This is a genomic window from Pseudomonas sp. Marseille-QA0892 (assembly GCF_054950135.1).
The window spans coordinates 4,323,031-4,337,941 of sequence record NZ_CM143104.1 but is presented as its reverse complement, the minus strand read 5'-3'; the positions used below and the strand labels follow the sequence as shown (position 1 = coordinate 4,337,941).

Annotated in this window: 18 protein-coding genes; 8 read left to right on the top strand and 10 right to left on the bottom strand. The window is 62.1% G+C overall.

Annotated elements, in window-relative coordinates; translation table 11 throughout:
- Positions 1–11: 11 nt before the first annotated feature.
- Positions 12–311: a hypothetical protein gene (locus ACY8D3_RS20095; RefSeq protein ID WP_462380602.1), complete on the bottom strand. Its 300-nt coding sequence runs from the start codon at positions 309–311 to the stop codon at positions 12–14.
- Between the two features lie 393 nt (positions 312–704).
- Between ACY8D3_RS20095 and ACY8D3_RS20090 the strand changes: the two genes are divergently transcribed.
- The 3 genes from ACY8D3_RS20090 (at position 705) to sstT (ending at position 3,624) form a co-directional block, all read left to right on the top strand.
- Positions 705–1,550: an AraC family transcriptional regulator gene (locus ACY8D3_RS20090; RefSeq protein WP_462380601.1), complete on the top strand. Its 846-nt coding sequence runs from the start codon at positions 705–707 to the stop codon at positions 1,548–1,550.
- 92 nt (positions 1,551–1,642) lie between these two features.
- Positions 1,643–2,242 (top strand): LysE family translocator, encoded by a 600-nt coding sequence (locus ACY8D3_RS20085; RefSeq protein WP_462380600.1) that lies wholly within the window; start codon positions 1,643–1,645, stop codon positions 2,240–2,242.
- 125 nt (positions 2,243–2,367) lie between these two features.
- Positions 2,368–3,624, top strand: a complete 1,257-nt coding sequence (gene sstT, locus ACY8D3_RS20080) for a serine/threonine transporter SstT (protein ID WP_462380599.1) — start codon at positions 2,368–2,370, stop codon at positions 3,622–3,624.
- A 90-nt stretch (positions 3,625–3,714) separates the two neighbouring features.
- Here the strand turns inward: sstT and queE are convergent, their stop codons facing one another.
- Positions 3,715–4,350, bottom strand: coding sequence for a 7-carboxy-7-deazaguanine synthase (gene queE, locus ACY8D3_RS20075; RefSeq protein WP_462380598.1), 636 nt, complete (start codon positions 4,348–4,350; stop codon positions 3,715–3,717).
- Positions 4,351–4,540: 190 nt separating this feature from the next.
- Between queE and queD the strand changes: the two genes are divergently transcribed.
- Positions 4,541–4,897, top strand: a complete 357-nt coding sequence (gene queD, locus ACY8D3_RS20070) for a 6-carboxytetrahydropterin synthase QueD (protein ID WP_462380597.1) — start codon at positions 4,541–4,543, stop codon at positions 4,895–4,897.
- On the opposite strand, the gene ACY8D3_RS20065 is transcribed toward queD, so the two are convergent.
- Both ACY8D3_RS20065 and ACY8D3_RS20060 read right to left on the bottom strand, forming a co-directional pair.
- On the bottom strand, positions 4,898–5,338 hold the full coding sequence (locus ACY8D3_RS20065) for a YqaA family protein (protein ID WP_462380596.1): 441 nt from the start codon (positions 5,336–5,338) through the stop codon (positions 4,898–4,900).
- Positions 5,339–5,392: 54 nt separating this feature from the next.
- The gene (locus tag ACY8D3_RS20060; protein ID WP_462380595.1) at positions 5,393–5,557 is read right to left on the bottom strand and encodes a hypothetical protein; all 165 of its coding nucleotides are present in this window, start codon (positions 5,555–5,557) and stop codon (positions 5,393–5,395) included.
- 136 nt (positions 5,558–5,693) lie between these two features.
- Here ACY8D3_RS20060 and ACY8D3_RS20055 point away from each other — a divergent pair, with 136 nt between their 5' ends.
- On the top strand, positions 5,694–6,506 hold the full coding sequence (locus ACY8D3_RS20055) for an OBAP family protein (protein WP_462380594.1): 813 nt from the start codon (positions 5,694–5,696) through the stop codon (positions 6,504–6,506).
- A gap of 12 nt (positions 6,507–6,518) precedes the next feature.
- Here ACY8D3_RS20055 and ACY8D3_RS20050 read toward each other — a convergent pair whose 3' ends face one another.
- The 3 genes from ACY8D3_RS20050 to ACY8D3_RS20040 all read right to left on the bottom strand — a co-directional run bounded on the left by ACY8D3_RS20050 (position 6,519) and on the right by ACY8D3_RS20040 (position 9,797).
- A complete protein-coding gene (locus ACY8D3_RS20050; protein WP_462380593.1) occupies positions 6,519–6,950 on the bottom strand; it encodes a DUF1810 domain-containing protein in 432 nt (143 codons plus the stop codon).
- Positions 6,951–7,080: 130 nt separating this feature from the next.
- Positions 7,081–8,223 carry an MFS transporter gene (locus ACY8D3_RS20045; RefSeq protein WP_462380592.1) on the bottom strand — a complete coding sequence of 381 codons (1,143 nt, stop codon included), beginning with the start codon at positions 8,221–8,223 and terminating at the stop codon, positions 7,081–7,083.
- A gap of 80 nt (positions 8,224–8,303) precedes the next feature.
- Positions 8,304–9,797: an aldehyde dehydrogenase gene (locus ACY8D3_RS20040; protein ID WP_462380590.1), complete on the bottom strand. Its 1,494-nt coding sequence runs from the start codon at positions 9,795–9,797 to the stop codon at positions 8,304–8,306.
- A gap of 179 nt (positions 9,798–9,976) precedes the next feature.
- Here ACY8D3_RS20040 and ACY8D3_RS20035 point away from each other — a divergent pair, with 179 nt between their 5' ends.
- Positions 9,977–10,327, top strand: a complete 351-nt coding sequence (locus ACY8D3_RS20035; RefSeq protein WP_462380589.1) for a cupin domain-containing protein — start codon at positions 9,977–9,979, stop codon at positions 10,325–10,327.
- Positions 10,328–10,370: 43 nt separating this feature from the next.
- On the opposite strand, the gene rpmG is transcribed toward ACY8D3_RS20035, so the two are convergent.
- Together rpmG and rpmB are read right to left on the bottom strand one after the other, a co-directional pair.
- Positions 10,371–10,526, bottom strand: a complete 156-nt coding sequence (gene rpmG, locus ACY8D3_RS20030; RefSeq protein ID WP_131649089.1) for a 50S ribosomal protein L33 — start codon at positions 10,524–10,526, stop codon at positions 10,371–10,373.
- A 12-nt stretch (positions 10,527–10,538) separates the two neighbouring features.
- The gene (rpmB, locus tag ACY8D3_RS20025) at positions 10,539–10,775 is read right to left on the bottom strand and encodes a 50S ribosomal protein L28 (RefSeq protein WP_462380588.1); all 237 of its coding nucleotides are present in this window, start codon (positions 10,773–10,775) and stop codon (positions 10,539–10,541) included.
- A gap of 452 nt (positions 10,776–11,227) precedes the next feature.
- Here rpmB and ACY8D3_RS20020 point away from each other — a divergent pair, with 452 nt between their 5' ends.
- On the top strand, positions 11,228–12,805 hold the full coding sequence (locus ACY8D3_RS20020; RefSeq protein WP_462380587.1) for an ABC transporter substrate-binding protein: 1,578 nt from the start codon (positions 11,228–11,230) through the stop codon (positions 12,803–12,805).
- Between the two features lie 22 nt (positions 12,806–12,827).
- Here ACY8D3_RS20020 and radC read toward each other — a convergent pair whose 3' ends face one another.
- Positions 12,828–13,502, bottom strand: coding sequence for a RadC family protein (gene radC, locus ACY8D3_RS20015; RefSeq protein ID WP_462380586.1), 675 nt, complete (start codon positions 13,500–13,502; stop codon positions 12,828–12,830).
- A 191-nt stretch (positions 13,503–13,693) separates the two neighbouring features.
- Between radC and coaBC the strand changes: the two genes are divergently transcribed.
- On the top strand, positions 13,694–14,908 hold the full coding sequence (gene coaBC / locus ACY8D3_RS20010) for a bifunctional phosphopantothenoylcysteine decarboxylase/phosphopantothenate--cysteine ligase CoaBC (RefSeq protein WP_462380585.1): 1,215 nt from the start codon (positions 13,694–13,696) through the stop codon (positions 14,906–14,908).
- Positions 14,909–14,911: the final 3 nt, after the last annotated feature.

Sequence of the window (14,911 nt, the reverse complement as noted above, 5' to 3'; positions counted from 1 at the left end):
GCTTTGTGGCGCTATTCATCCCAGAACGCAGGGCAGCCCAGTCGCTTGGCACGGGCCACGGCACCACGCATGGCGCCTTCCAACTCGGGTTTGGAGGCCTTGTTGACTGTTCGTGCATCGTTCCATGTCGCGCGCGCCACATAGGCTGCCGCATAGATTTCAGCCAGTGGCCGACATTCGGCCTCACGCGCGGTGGCATCCGCCGGGATTGGCCGGGACGTCAGGTCCCGCTCCAGCGGCGTCGTGCTCTGGCATCCCGCAAGAAGCGCGGACAGGCAGATCGACGCGGATAGTGAACGACGGACCAGCACGGTATGTTCCTACGGGGCGGAGGCAGGCGCGCAGGCTATCAAACTCGACGGTTGGTTTAGTACAGGCAGCGCTAGCACCCTGCGCCTCTCGACCTAGCCGCAATCCACTGGAGGGTCCATCTACTGGGCATCCGCTGCGCGCCGAACGCACCTGGGACGACCTTCATAAGCCGGTCTGCACGAGCGCAGGATGCCGCCGAGAGGCGGTGCGCCTCCAAGCCTCTCCATGGCTCTTTGGCCATACGGTTCTCGCGGCAAGCCACGATGGTATCGTTGTTGTTGGTCGACTGGCACGCATCGCTGGTGCGGGGCACGCAGCCCATGCACGAATGTTCCAGACAACCGCTCGCAGCCCGCCAAGAATGCCATTAAGCCAACAATTCTGCCGATGCCATGAAGCCTGACGACCGTAGCTGGATCTCACTCCATCAGGATGCCGACACGGGTATCGAGACCCTTCGTGCTCACTTCGAAGGGCATGCCTACGATCCGCACTGGCACGACAGCTATCTCATCGGTTTCACCGAGCAAGGCGTGCAGCAGTTCAATTGCCGACGAAAGATCCATCGAAGCACGCCTGGCCAGATCTTTCTGCTCGAACCTGGGGAAATCCACGATGGAGACGCCCCGACCGAAGGCGGCTTTACCTATTCCATGCTCTATCTGGAGTCCGCATGGCTCGAACGCGCGTTGCTAAGCCTCAATGACGCGCCGATGCATCCCGGCTCGCCGGGGTTCGCCTCGACACTGATCCAACGTCCAGAGCTGCTCCTTGCCATCGCCCATGTGGTAACGGCGCTGTCCTCGAATGAGCTGCGGATAGTCCGCCAGACGGCGCTGGATACGCTCCTGGTCCAGCTTAGCCAGCATCTGCGTTGGGCCAAGCCGGTGCGCACCTCTGCTCACCTTCCAATCGCTGCCGTGCGCGCCCGGGAGTACCTGCATGCCCACCCCAATGAGGATGTAGGCCTGGATGACCTGGCGGCCATCAGCGGTGCAAGTCGCTTCCAGCTCTCACGCGCCTTCAAGCAGGCGTTCGGCCTGCCACCCCACGCCTACCTGATCCAGCTGCGCCTAACTCGCGCGCGTCAGCTGCTCGCGAAAGGCGACACGCCAGCGGACGTTGCCTTCGCCCTGGGCTTCGCCGACCAGAGTCACCTCGGCCGGTGGTTCCGCCGCGCCTATGGCCTGACGCCCGCTCATTATCGAAATCGCTGCTCGAATCTTCCAGACGCCTGAGCGGCTCGCTCTCAGACTGAGCACATATGCCTTCTGGAGCCCAACATGCGCCTAAAACTGTCTACCCGCACCCGTGAAAACCGAGGTGCGGAATGATCGAATTCATCCCCTTCGCGCTGTTCGCCATCGCGGCCTCCATCACGCCGGGCCCGACTAATCTCATCGTGCTGAGTCAAAGCGTGCGGTACGGCATCGTGGCTACGCTGCCGGTCGTACTCGGCGGATGCGTCGGGGCCGCGCTCGTCGTGCTGGCCGCCGGCCTCGGTATCGGCGATGCACTTACTACGCACGTCACCGTACGCCTATGGCTGCAAGGCGCAGGGATCGCATGGCTGACGTATCTGGCCTGGCAGCTTTGGCGCAGCCCGGTGAATGCGACGCTCGAAACGAAGGATGACCGCGCGCGCCTCGGCTTTCTGGGCGCTGCGGCGCTTCAGCTGATCAATCCAAAAGCCTGGATGATGGCGCTTGCTGTCGTGGCCGTATTCAGCCATTCGGATGGCTCGCACGTGCAGGAACTTGCGCTGTTAACAGGCATCTTCTTCGTGGCATCTCTGCCCTGCCTGACGTGCTGGGCGATGCTAGGGAGCGCGGCAAACCGCTGGCTGGACACGCCTGCCAGACGCTCCGCCTTTAACCGCACCCTTGCGTTTCTACTGTTGCTTTCGGCGTGGAGCACGCTGATTCGATGACGTTCGAATGTGTTTACCGACGTAACCACCTATCTTCAGGGCGTGCCCTGATGGCACTTTCCCTGTAGTCTGTCGCGCCGTTTCGAACGCCTGGGCATCCGGGCCACATAGAAGACAAGAGAGCCATGACCTCCCGCAAATCTGCCCCTAATCAACCGCGCCGCAATCCGGTGCTCGCGCTGCTCGATCGCGTCAGCCTGGTTACCCAGATCGTCATCGGTTTGGTCGCAGGCATCGTCCTCGCATTGGTCGCACCCGGTGCCGCCAGCAGCCTCGCCATGCTCGGCGACGTCTTCATTTCGGCGCTGAAAGCGGTAGCGCCCGTCCTGGTATTCGTACTAGTGGCGGCCTCGATCGCGAACCACAATCAGGGCGAGCAGACGCATATTCGTCCGATCCTGTTCCTGTACGTGCTGGGGACGTTCACGGCAGCTCTGGTCGCCGTAACGGCCAGTTCGTTCTTCCCCTCGACGCTCGTGCTGAACTCCGCGGACGTTGCGCTGACGCCGCCTGAAGGCATTGCCGAAGTCTTGCAAGGCCTGGCACTGAGCGCTGTGGATAACCCGATCAACGCGCTGCTCAACGGCAACTTCATTGGTATTCTCGCCTGGGCCGTAGGCCTCGGCATCGCGTTCCGTCATGCCAATACCACAAGCCGCGCGATGCTCGCTGACCTGTCCATGGCCGTGACGCGCATCGTTACCTTCGTAATCCGCTTCGCCCCGCTCGGCATCTTCGGCCTCGTCGCTGGCACCCTGTCGTCGTCCGGCCTGGACGTTCTCTGGGACTACGCCCATCTGCTGGCGGTGCTGGTCGGCTGCATGCTTTTCGTGGCCCTGGTGGTCAACCCGCTGATCGTGGCCTGGCAGATCCGCCGCAACCCCTACCCGCTCGTACTGACCTGCTTGCGTGAAAGCGGCCTGACGGCGTTCTTCACCCGCAGCTCGGCCGCCAACGTGCCGATCAACCTGCAGTTGTGCAAGCGCCTCGGCCTGCATGAGGAAACCTACTCGGTAGCCATTCCATTGGGCGCAACCATCAACATGGCGGGCGCCGCAATTACCATCAACGTGCTGACCCTGGCGGCGGTCAACACGCTGGGAATCGAAGTCGACCTGATCAGCGCCCTTCTGCTGAGCCTGGTCGCCTCCGTCAGCGCCTGTGGCGCGTCAGGCGTCGCCGGCGGTTCGCTGCTGCTGATTCCGCTGGCCTGCGCGCTGTTCGGTATCCCTAACGAGATCGCCATGCAAGTGGTCGGTGTCGGCTTCATCATCGGCATCCTGCAGGATTCGGCCGAGACTGCCTTGAACTCCTCGACGGACATCGTCTTTGTCGCTGCCGCCTGCGAAGCCCAGGGCGACGTGCCCAATCCGGTGGTTTGATCCTCCCTTCGTCCGGCTCGCCCGAGCCGGGCGCCCCGAGCCGGACGCCCCGTGGACTGATCTGGAAAACGGACCTTCCTCTTTACAGTCTTAGGGAATCATAAGGATCTTGTGCTGCTGCAGGCCCAGCTTCCACTGTGGGTGGGCCTTGCAGTACTCGATGGCGAGCTCGGTGTTGCGCTGCACATCCGGTCCGTCCATGGGCTGCAGGTAGAAATGGATGAAGTCGAGCGCCGCAAAGCGTTCGGGCATCGCGTCCACCTGCGGATACACGAGCTTCAATTCATCGCCCTGTTGCAACACCAGGTCTGCGGTCGACTTCGGACTGACGCAGATCCAGTCCAAGCCGGGCGGCGGCTCGACCGTGCCGTTGGTTTCCACGGCAATGGTGAAACCGCGCGCGTGCAGCGCCTCGATGAGCTCCGCATCCACTTGCAGCAGCGGCTCGCCCCCCGTTAGCACAACGTAGCGATGCTCGGCGCCTGCCTCGGGCCAGGTATGCAGGATGGCGTCCGCCAGTGCCTGCGCCGTGCGAAACTTGCCGCCACCCTCGCCGTCTGTGCCGATGAAGTCGGTATCGCAGAATTGGCAAATGGCTTTCTGACGATCGTCCTCGCGCCCAGACCAGAGATTGCAGCCGGTAAAACGGCAGAACACGGCAGGGCGGCCGGCCTGATTGCCTTCGCCCTGAAGCGTGTAGAACATTTCCTTGACGCTGTAGGTCATGACAACTCAACTCCAGGCCAGCAGCGGCATCGCAAAAAAAGGGCGCGGATTGTAGCAACCTTCCGCCCGCTGCTGCGCCGGCGGCGACGGACGAGGCGTTATTGCGGGTACAGGCCCCTGGCCTCAGAATGGCGCCCCTTTGCGCAGGCCGACGCTCAGCCGGCGCGTCACCGTTTCAAGTCAGGTCACCATGGAAATCTTCAAGGAATTCACCTTCGAATCCGCCCATCGTCTTCCTCATGTTCCAGAAGGCCACAAGTGTGGACGCCTGCACGGGCATTCCTTCAAGGTCGCGCTGTACATTGCGGGCGAGCCCGATCCGCACACGGGCTGGATTCGCGACTTTTCCGAGATCAAGGCGCTGTTCAAGCCGCTCTATGAACGACTGGACCACAACTATCTGAACGACATCCCAGGGCTGGAAAACCCTACCAGTGAGGTGTTGGCGAAATGGATCTGGGCGCAGATGAAGCCGATCCTGCCGGAGCTGTCGCGTGTTCGCATCCACGAGACCTGCACCAGTGGCTGCGAATACCGCGGCGACTGATCAATCCAGCCATCCCATGGCGAACAGGGCGATCACTAAATAGCGTCCGGCCTTGGCGATAGAAACGATCAGCAGGAACCGCCAGAGTGGCTCGCGCATCATCCCCGCGATCAGCGTCAGCGGGTCACCGACCACCGGCATCCAGCTCAGCAACAGGCTCCAGAAACCGAACCGGCCATAGCGGCGCTGCGCGGCTTCCAGCGTGGTGGGCTTGAAGGGAAACCAGCGACGCTCGCTGAAACGCTCGATGGAGCGCCCTAACAGCCAATTCACCCACGAGCCCGCCACGTTGCCCACCGTCGCAAAAACGATCAATCCGAACGCGGAGTAGTGCTCGCTCGTCAGCAGGGCGACGAGCAGGGCTTCGGACTGGAAGGGAAATAGCGTCGCCGCCAGGAAGGCGGCGAGCATGAGGCCGAAATAGCCGGATGTCTGGATCATCTGCCGCCGGTATGAAAAGCGGTCTCGCCGCCGACGGCAACAGCGTGCCCTAAATCAGCGACCCTGTCCCGGTTGGCCGTGGCCGGTACGCTCGCGCCCAGGCGGGATTTCGCTCAAGGGGCTGTCATCCTGATCTTCGCGCTCGTCCGTCGTGGTGGTGTCGGCGGAGTCGGGGACGTCGCCGTATTCGTCATAATCGGGTGCGGTTTCTCGGTTCATGAATGTCCTCCTGTGCCTAGCTTGGGCAACGGCGGGTCCAGCGCGGTTCGCCGCCCTGGCGTCCAGCCGTCGCGTCAGTCGAACATCCACCAAGCCGAAGGCTTCGAACCCTGACACGTCGAAATGGAGAGCGCACATGTCTTCCCCCCGCTTTGTCCCGGCCAACCTTTCGGTCATCGGCCTGGCCGCCATGCTGACCGCCTGCGCGGGAGGCAACACCCAATCGCCCGTACAAGAACCAGGCCGCGACAAGTCTGCCATGAGCCGAACGCTGGAAGCCGGAGCAGCGACGCTCCAGGACAAGCCTCCACTCGACGCGTTGAACACCTATCTCGATGGCTTCCACTTCTATAACGGCGCAATCGGCGAGCAGATGGAAGCGCACCACTACTGCTCCATGCTCAACGAAGAAGTGCACCAATGCGTCATCTATGACGGCAATGTCTCAGACGCGAAGATCATGGGCGTGGAATACATCATCAGTGCACGGCTGTTCGAAGGTTTGCCGGAAAAGGAAAAGGCCCTCTGGCATAGCCATCTCCATGAAGTGAAGTCTGGCCAACTGGTGGCGCCCGGCATTCCCGATGCGGCCGAGCACGCGCTGATGACCAAGCTCGTCACTACCTACGGGAAGACATGGCACACCTGGCACACGGATCGGGACAAGACACTACCGCTGGGTGTCCCGCAGTTGATGATGAGCTTCACGGCCGACGGCCAGATTGACGAAGCGATGGTCGAACAGCGCGATCGCCGCATGGGCATCGATTTTCGCAAGAAGCGCAAGCAGCGAGAGGATATTGCAGCCGAACCCGTCAAGGCGGGCGCGGACGCCTGGCAAAAGGGCAATGTGATTCAGATCCAGGACCCGACCGGTTCCGACCACCATCACCCTACCCGCACGACGTCCCCAAGCGAGCAGAAGAAGAACGTCAGCTCGGGTCGCTGATCGGTTCGCCGGCTAAACCGTTGCCCGAAGGCGCGAGAGCGTTCGGGTATCCGGCTTGCCGGCGAAATAGGCATCGAGCATCGACCCAAAGACCGGCTCTTCGGGCACGGCCTCACGAAACAGCGTCATGCTCGAGCACAGCTTGAGATCATCAGGCGTGCCAAAGACCTGTCGGGCGCCCCGGGAGGCATGAGGAAGAGCCGCGCGTGCGCATTCGGCCAGGCGTGGTCCCAGTACGGGGTGTGCCCAATACGCTTTCGCTTCATCGAGATTGGAGATGCCGTACTTCCAGGCCATTTCGCTCTGACCGAGCCCCGCCAGCTGTGGAAAGACGAACCACATCCAATGGGTACGTTTCTGTCCGGCGTCGATTTCTTCAAGCGCGCGGTCATACGTGGTGCGTTGCGCGTCCACGAAACGCTCGAGATCGTAGGGATCGTGCATGGGGCCTCCTGTTCGTTTCGCGCGCAGACACCCCTGATAGGGCGCCGCTTGTCCTTTCGACACGAGGACATAGCGTGCGCTTGGCACGTCCGACGTGTGACCGCCCTCTGCAACGATTTGCAGCAAAACCTCAGGCGCGAACGGCCTCGGATGCAGGCATCGGGTGCAAGCGTGCGGCCACAATGACCCCAACCGCACCGACTGCCATCAGTAATGGTAACGCGTGGCCACTGACCCACTGGCTGGCCGCCCCTGTGACCACCGGGCCAATGAGGCACCCGATGCCCCAGAGCTGAGCAACATGCGAGTTCGCCTTCACCAGCGCTTCGTCACGGAAACGTTCACCAATCAGAATCAACGACAAGGTAAACAGTCCGCCAGCGCTGGCGCCGAACAGCACCCACAGCGGCCAGATAACGGGGGTGTGGATAAGTAAAGGTATGGCCAGGCTGGATGCCGCAAGTACGACTCCGCAGGTCATGAAGAGGCGCTGGCGGGGCAAGCGATCAGCCAGCCAGCCCACCGGGAGTTGCAGGAGTGCATCACCCACGACGACGACACTGACCATGGTCAGCGCGATCTCCTGTGTGTAACCCTGGCGCAGCGCGTACACCGGCAACAGTGTCAGCACCATCGATTCGAACGCTGCGAAAAGAACGACGGCAGAGGCGATCGATGGCATGCCGCGGCAGAACTGACCTAATCCGCGCCCACCCGCCCCGGGGCTCACCGCGGGCGCGCCCTGCCGACCGACCAACAGTACAGCCCCGCCAATCATCAGCCCCATGCCCAGCCAGAACGCCGTGTCGCCGTCGGTACCGATGACGGTGAGCAAAAGCGGGCCGGCCAGTTGGCTCAAGGCGTAGCCGGTTCCGTACAGGGCAACCAGGCGCCCCCGCAGGTGCTCGACCGCGAGCTGATTGATCCAACTTTCGCCGAGCACGAAGATCACCGTCAGCACCATGCCCAGCCACAGTCTTAACAGTAGCCAGAGCCCGTAGCTGGGGAAGACGGTAAGCAACGCAACAGACAAGGCGCCAATGACCAGGCAGGTCTGCATCACGGTGCGTGTACCCAGCCAGGCGGCGAGGCGTGTCGCAACGCTCGCACCGAGCAGGATGCCCACGGCTGGCATGGCCGCCATCACGCCAATCGCAAATTGGCCATAGCCCCAGCTTTCGAGCCGAAATGACACCAGAGGCATGCTGACGCCGAGTGCCAGTCCGACGGTAATGACGGCGGCGCAAACAGCAAAGTAGCTGGACCAACGCATGGAATGTCCGGGCGCGCCCGGGCCTCGCGATCAGATGTGCAGAATGACACGGCCCCGGCGGGGTGCCGGGGCCGTGAAGGTTACAGCTTGATCCAGGTGGCCTTGAGCTCGGTGTACTTGTCGAAGGCATGAAGCGATTTGTCACGACCGTTGCCGGACTGCTTGAAGCCGCCGAACGGCGCGGTCATGTCGCCACCGTCGTACTGGTTTACCCAGACACTGCCCGCGCGCAGGGCCTTGGCCGTCAGGTGCGCCTTGGAGATATCACTCGTCCACAGGGCCGCCGCGAGGCCGTACTGGGTGTCGTTGGCGATGCGAACGGCTTCCTCGGCATCCTGGAAGGTGATCACCGAAAGCACGGGGCCGAAGATCTCTTCCTGCGCGATCTTCATGGCATTGGTCACACCATCGAAAATGGTCGGCTCCACATAGGTGCCGCCGGTTTCCTCCAGAACACGCTTGCCGCCCGTCACCAGCTTCGCGCCATCGCTGTGCCCGGCTTCGATGTAGGACAGCACGGTATTCATCTGCTGGGTATCGACCAACGCGCCGACGTTGGTTGCCGGGTCCAGTGGGTTGCCGGCTTTCCAGCCCTTCAGCGCCTCGACCACCATGGGCAGAAACTGGTCCTTGATCGACGCCTCGACCAGCAGGCGGGACCCGGCTGTGCACACTTCGCCCTGGTTGAAAGCGATGGCGCTGGCCGCCGACTCGGCTGCGGCCTTGAGGTCAGGGGCATCGGCGAACACGATGTTCGGGCTCTTGCCGCCGGCTTCGAGCCACACGCGCTTCATGTTGGATTCGCCGGCGTACACCATCAGCTGCTTGGCGGTGCGTGTAGAGCCGGTGAACACGACAGTGTCCACATCCATGTGCAGGGCCAGCGCCTTGCCTACCGTATGGCCATACCCGGGCACCACGTTCAGAACGCCAGCAGGCAGGCCGGCATCGACCGCCAGTTGAGCGACACGAATCGCCGTCAGCGGGGACTTCTCGGACGGCTTCAGAACGACCGAATTCCCCGTCGCCAGTGCCGGACCCAGCTTCCAGCTCGCCATCAGCAAGGGGAAATTCCAAGGCACGATCGCCGCTACCACGCCTACGGGCTCACGCGTGACCAGGCCAAGCTGATTGTGTGGCGTCGGCGCGACTTCGTCGTAGACCTTGTCGATCGCTTCGGCGCTCCAGCGGATCGCATTGGCTGCGGCGGGAATGTCGATGCCGGACGAGTCGCTGATGGGCTTGCCCATATCCAGCGTTTCCAACAGCGCCAGCTCCTCGGCGTTATCTAGCAATAGCTGCGAGAAGCGAATCAGGATGCTCTTGCGCTTGGCGGGCGCCATGCGTGACCAAGTGCCGGCTTCGAACACGCGACGCGCCGCGGCAACAGCGGCGTCAGCGTCCGCAGCGTCACAACTGGCGACCTGGGCCAACACGTGACCGTCGACAGGGCTGATGCAATCGAAACGCTCGGAGGACGCCGCATCGCGGTACTGACCGTCGATAAAGGCGCGACTTTCGATCGTGAGCGACTGGGCGCGCTCCTGCCACTGAGCGAAGGTAATATCGGCCATGCTGGAGTCCTCCAAGGGACGCGAACGCGTCGCGCCGCAGAATGTGATGAACAAGACGTCAGCCACCCTAAATCAGCGACTCGTCGATTTTCAATATTTTTTACGAACAGGCGCTGCGCAGCCTTGAACTGTGCAATTTCTCAAACATAGACTGCTTTTTTGCGTACCGAGAGGCCGATATGCCCATCATCGATCTTGCAAAGGCGGCCTCTGCCGTCGAAGCCTACCGCCCCGCCGAACACAAGATTCTTTCCGGCACGCCAGACCAGACCGTACGTAACCACTACGCCAGCGCTTGCGGCCAATTCAACGTGGGCGAATGGGAAGGCGCTGTTGGCCAGTGGAAGGTCCATTACACCGAGCACGAGTACTGCGAGATTCTGGAAGGCGTGTCGATTCTGCGTGACGATATGGGCGAAGCCAGAACGGTGCGCAAGGGCGACCGCTTCGTGGTCCCGGCAGGCTTTAGCGGCACATGGGAAGTCATCGAGCCGTGCCGCAAGGTCTATGTGATCTTCGAACAGGCATGAAAAAGCCCGCCAATTGGCGGGCTTTTTCGAAAGCGTCGATCAATTACTTGATCTTGGCTTCCTTGTAGATCACGTGCTTACGAACCACCGGATCAAATTTCTTGATCTCGAGCTTGTCGGGGGTGGTGCGCTTGTTCTTGTCGGTGGTGTAGAAGTGGCCGGTACCGGCGCTGGACACCAAACGGATCAAATCACGCATGTTTGCCTCTCCTTAGAACTTTTCGCCGCGGGCACGCAGTTCGGCCAGTACGACCTCGATGCCACGCTTGTCGATGATGCGCATGCCCTTGGCAGATACGCGCAGACGCACGAAACGCTTTTCAGCTTCAACCCAGAAACGGTGATGCTGCAGGTTCGGCAGGAAACGACGACGGGTTTTGTTGTTCGCGTGGGAAACGTTGTTCCCGGTTACCGGACCCTTACCGGTAACTTGACAGACTCTCGACATGCCTCAGCCCTCTGTTACCACATGCCCAACCCGGCATGGGTTGGCTGCTATTGACTCTATGAACGTTAATCTTGCCGGGGATTAGCGACCGTTAAACGGTCATGGCGTCCGGCTCTAGCGCTTGTCGCGCCTGGCCCGACCATCGCTCGCCGCGTCTTCCAAACGACCCGTTCGCGATGCAGCCTGAGCGGCCCGGATAGCTGGCCCCAGAAAAGAGCGCGCCTTTATAGCAGAAAGGTCATCCCGCGACAACACATGCCGTCGGCGGAAAAGCAGGAGGCACCCCAGGCACCACGGGCCACGGGCGCTATCGCCGGCCTGCGCCGTTCGTCAGCCGATTTCATTGTCCGCTTGGTCAGCATGGTCTAGGGTAGACGCTCCGAGGCGTGTTCAGCGCCTTGCATGACCTTACCCCAGCCGGATGGGTCGGTATTTCTTTCAGGAGTCCTGTCATGCGCCTAGCCGCCCTCGCCCTGCTACTCGCGCCTACCTTCGCCAACGCCGCTGCGCTCACCGTCTGCACCGAAGCCAGCCCGGATGGTTTCGATGTCGTCCAGTACAACGCGCTGACCACGACCAATGCCTCAGCTGACGTGCTGATGAACCGCCTGGTTGACTACGACGCCAAGGCCCAGGCCCTGGTGCCAAGCCTGGCCAAGCGCTGGGACATCTCCGAAGACGGCCTGACCTATCGGTTCCATTTGCGCGAGGGTGTGACGTTTCACGCGACCGACTATTTCAAGCCATCGCGCCCGATGAACGCGGACGATGTGGTGTTCAGCTTCGAACGGATGCTGAACAAGGAGCACCCCTGGTACAAGACCGCCGCCAGCGGCTATCCACATGCGCAATCGATGCAGTGGCCGAGCCTGGTGAAGTCGGTTGAAGCGGCCGATCCGTCGACCGTCACGATCACGCTGACGCATCCGGACGCCACCTTCCTGGCCACGCTGAGCATGGGCTTCGCCTCCATCTATTCCAAGGAATACGCGGACGCGCTCATGGCCGCAGGGACGCCGGAGAAATTGAACGCCGAACCCATCGGTACCGGCCCGTTCGTGTTCCGCCGCTACCAGAAGGATGCGGTTGTCCGTTATACCGCTAATGCGGATTACTTCGGCGGCAAGCCGGATGTCGACCCGCTGCTTTTCGCGATCACGCCGGACACGAATGTACGCCTGCAGAAGCTGCGCCGCGGCGAATGTCAGGTCGCGCTGTCGCCCAAGCCACTGGACGTCGCCGAAGCCCGTAAGGATAGCAACCTCAAGGTCTCTGAAACGCCCGCGTTCATGACGGCGTTCGTCGGTATCAACAGCAGCCACCCGCCGCTGGACAATCCAAAGGTACGCCAGGCGATCAACCATGCGTTTGACCGTGCGCATTATGTGAAGGCTGTCTTCGAGGACAGCGCCACGCCAGCCGAAGGCGTCTACCCGCCCAACACCTGGAGCTACGCGGAGAGCCTGCCGGCCTACAGCCACGATCCGGAAAAGGCCAAGGCACTGCTGGCCGAAGCAGGCGTAGCCGAGGGCTTCAGCACGACTATCTGGACGCGCCCTACCGGCAGCGTGCTCAATCCCAACCCCAGCCTGGGTGCCCAGATGCTGCAGGCGGACCTGGCGAAGGTCGGCATCAAGGCGGAGATCCGTGTGATCGAATGGGGCGAACTGATTCGCCGCGCCAAGGCCGGCGAGCACGACCTGCTGTTCATGGGCTGGGCGGGCGACAACGGCGACCCGGACAACTTCCTGACGCCGCAATTTGCTTGCGCGTCGGTACAGTCCGGCCTGAACTTCGCGCGCTATTGCGACAAACAGCTGGACACCCTCATCACAGAGGGTAAACAGAGGCGCGAGCAGAGCGAGCGCAGCACGCTTTACGAAAAAGCCCAGCGCATCATTCATGACCAGGCGCTGTGGCTGCCGCTGGCGCATCCAACCGCAGCCACGCTGCTGCGCTCGGATGTCGAAGGCTTTGACGCCAGCCCCTTCGGCCGCGTCGACTTCTCAAAGGTGAAAGTCGGCTCCTGACCTTCAGCGGAACCGGGCAGGACTACATCCAGCCCAGCTCGGCCATCGACAGTGGTTCGCCATCGCCCACGATGAAATGGTCCAGCACCCGCACATCGATCAATCCCAACGCGTCCTTTAGCCGTTGCGTGAGGACGCGGTCCGCCTGACTGGGCTCGGATACGCCCGACGGATGATTGTGCGTCAGGATCAGCGCAGCAGCGTTATGAGAAAGCGCGCGCTTCACAACCTGACGGGGATAGACCGAAGCACTGTCGATCGTGCCCCTAAACAGGACCTCGAACGCCAGTACGCGATGCTTTGAATCGAGAAAAAGGCAGCCGAATACTTCGTGCGGCTCATGCCGGAGCTGAGCTTTTAGGTAATCCCGGACCGCTTGCGGGCTTTCCAAGGCCGAATCTCGACGCAGCCCTTCGGCAAGATGGCGCTTCCCCATCTCCAGTACCGCCTGCAGCTGGGCAAACTTGGCAGGCCCCAGGCCCATGTGCTGACTGAAGCGTTCCAGGTCCGCCTCGAGCAAGGCCCGCAGGCTGCCAAATTCGTTCAACAACCGACGCGCCAGGTCCACTGCGCTACAGCCCGCCACACCCGTACGCAGAAAGATAGCCAAAAGCTCCGCGTCCGTCAGCGCAGCTGGCCCATGCTCGAGCAGCTTTTCTCGGGGCCGCTCTGCCGCGGGCCAGTTTCGAATACTCATCGACACTCCTTGTCGTTGCTCTACCTCGCCTAGCCTGGCTTTTACCAAACCGGTGCCCGCCCCATTACGTAACCGAAACCGGCGCCTTCTTATCGTCTGGGGGCGCTGTGATATCTTAGCGGACTCCCGCGCCCCGCCCGGGCGGACATGCCCGCAGCGAGACGCGACTCTCATTCCAACAAGGCAGGCCTATGCAACGGCTGTATCGCAAACGCGTCATTCTGGGTGTGGGCGGTGGCATCGCCGCCTACAAGAGCGCCGAACTGGTCCGCCGCCTGCGCGATCAGGGCGCCGACGTCCGGGTCGTCATGACCAAGGGCGGACGCGAATTCATCACCCCGCTTACCTTGCAAGCGCTCTCCGGCAACCCCGTCCACCTCGATCTGCTTGACCCTGCGGCCGAAGCTGCCATGGGCCATATCGAGCTGGCGCGCTGGGCAGACCTGGTGCTCATTGCCCCGGCCACCGCGGACCTGATGGCACGGCTCGTCCAGGGCGTAGCCGACGACCTGTTGACCACACTGGTACTGGCCACCGATGCTCCAGTCGCCGTCGCCCCAGCCATGAACCAGGCCATGTGGCGCGACCCGGCCACCCAGGCGAATGCCGGAGCACTCCAGGCGCGCGGCATTCGTCTGTTCGGCCCTGCGGCTGGAAGCCAGGCCTGTGGCGATGTGGGAATGGGCAGGATGCTCGAACCTGACGAACTGGCGCTGCGCGCTGCCGATTGTTTCGAGAGCCGCATCCTCGATGGCGTCCGTATGCTCATCACGGCCGGGCCGACCCAGGAAAACATCGACCCGGTGCGCTACATCACCAACCATAGCTCGGGAAAAATGGGCTTCGCCCTCGCCGAAGCCGCGGTCGAAGCAGGCGCTCAGGTCACGCTCGTAACCGGCCCGGTGCATCTGCCGACGCCAGATCGCGTCAACCGCATCGATGTGATCAGTGCCCGCGACATGTTGGCCGCCTGTGAAGCCGCCATGCCATGCGACGTGCTGATCGCCTCTGCTGCAGTCGCGGACTATCGTCCCGAAGTCATCGCGCCACAGAAGCTCAAGAAGGACCCCACCCGCGGTGACGGCCTGTTGTTGGAGCTCGTACGCAATCCGGACATCCTCGCGACGCTGGCGCAGCGGGCGGATCGCCCCTTCAGCGTAGGTTTTGCCGCCGAAACCGAGAACCTTATCGAGTATGCGGCCCGCAAGCTGCGTGACAAGAACCTCGACCTTATCGTCGCCAATGACGTGGCCAACCCCAACATTGGCTTCAACAGCGAAGACAACGCCTGCAGCGTCATCGACCGGGAGTTGCACGAGACCCGCTTCCCGCAGACCAGCAAGACCAAGATTGCTCGCCAGCTGATCGACTTCATTCGCCTACGCTTTGCACAGACCCGGAACTGAACC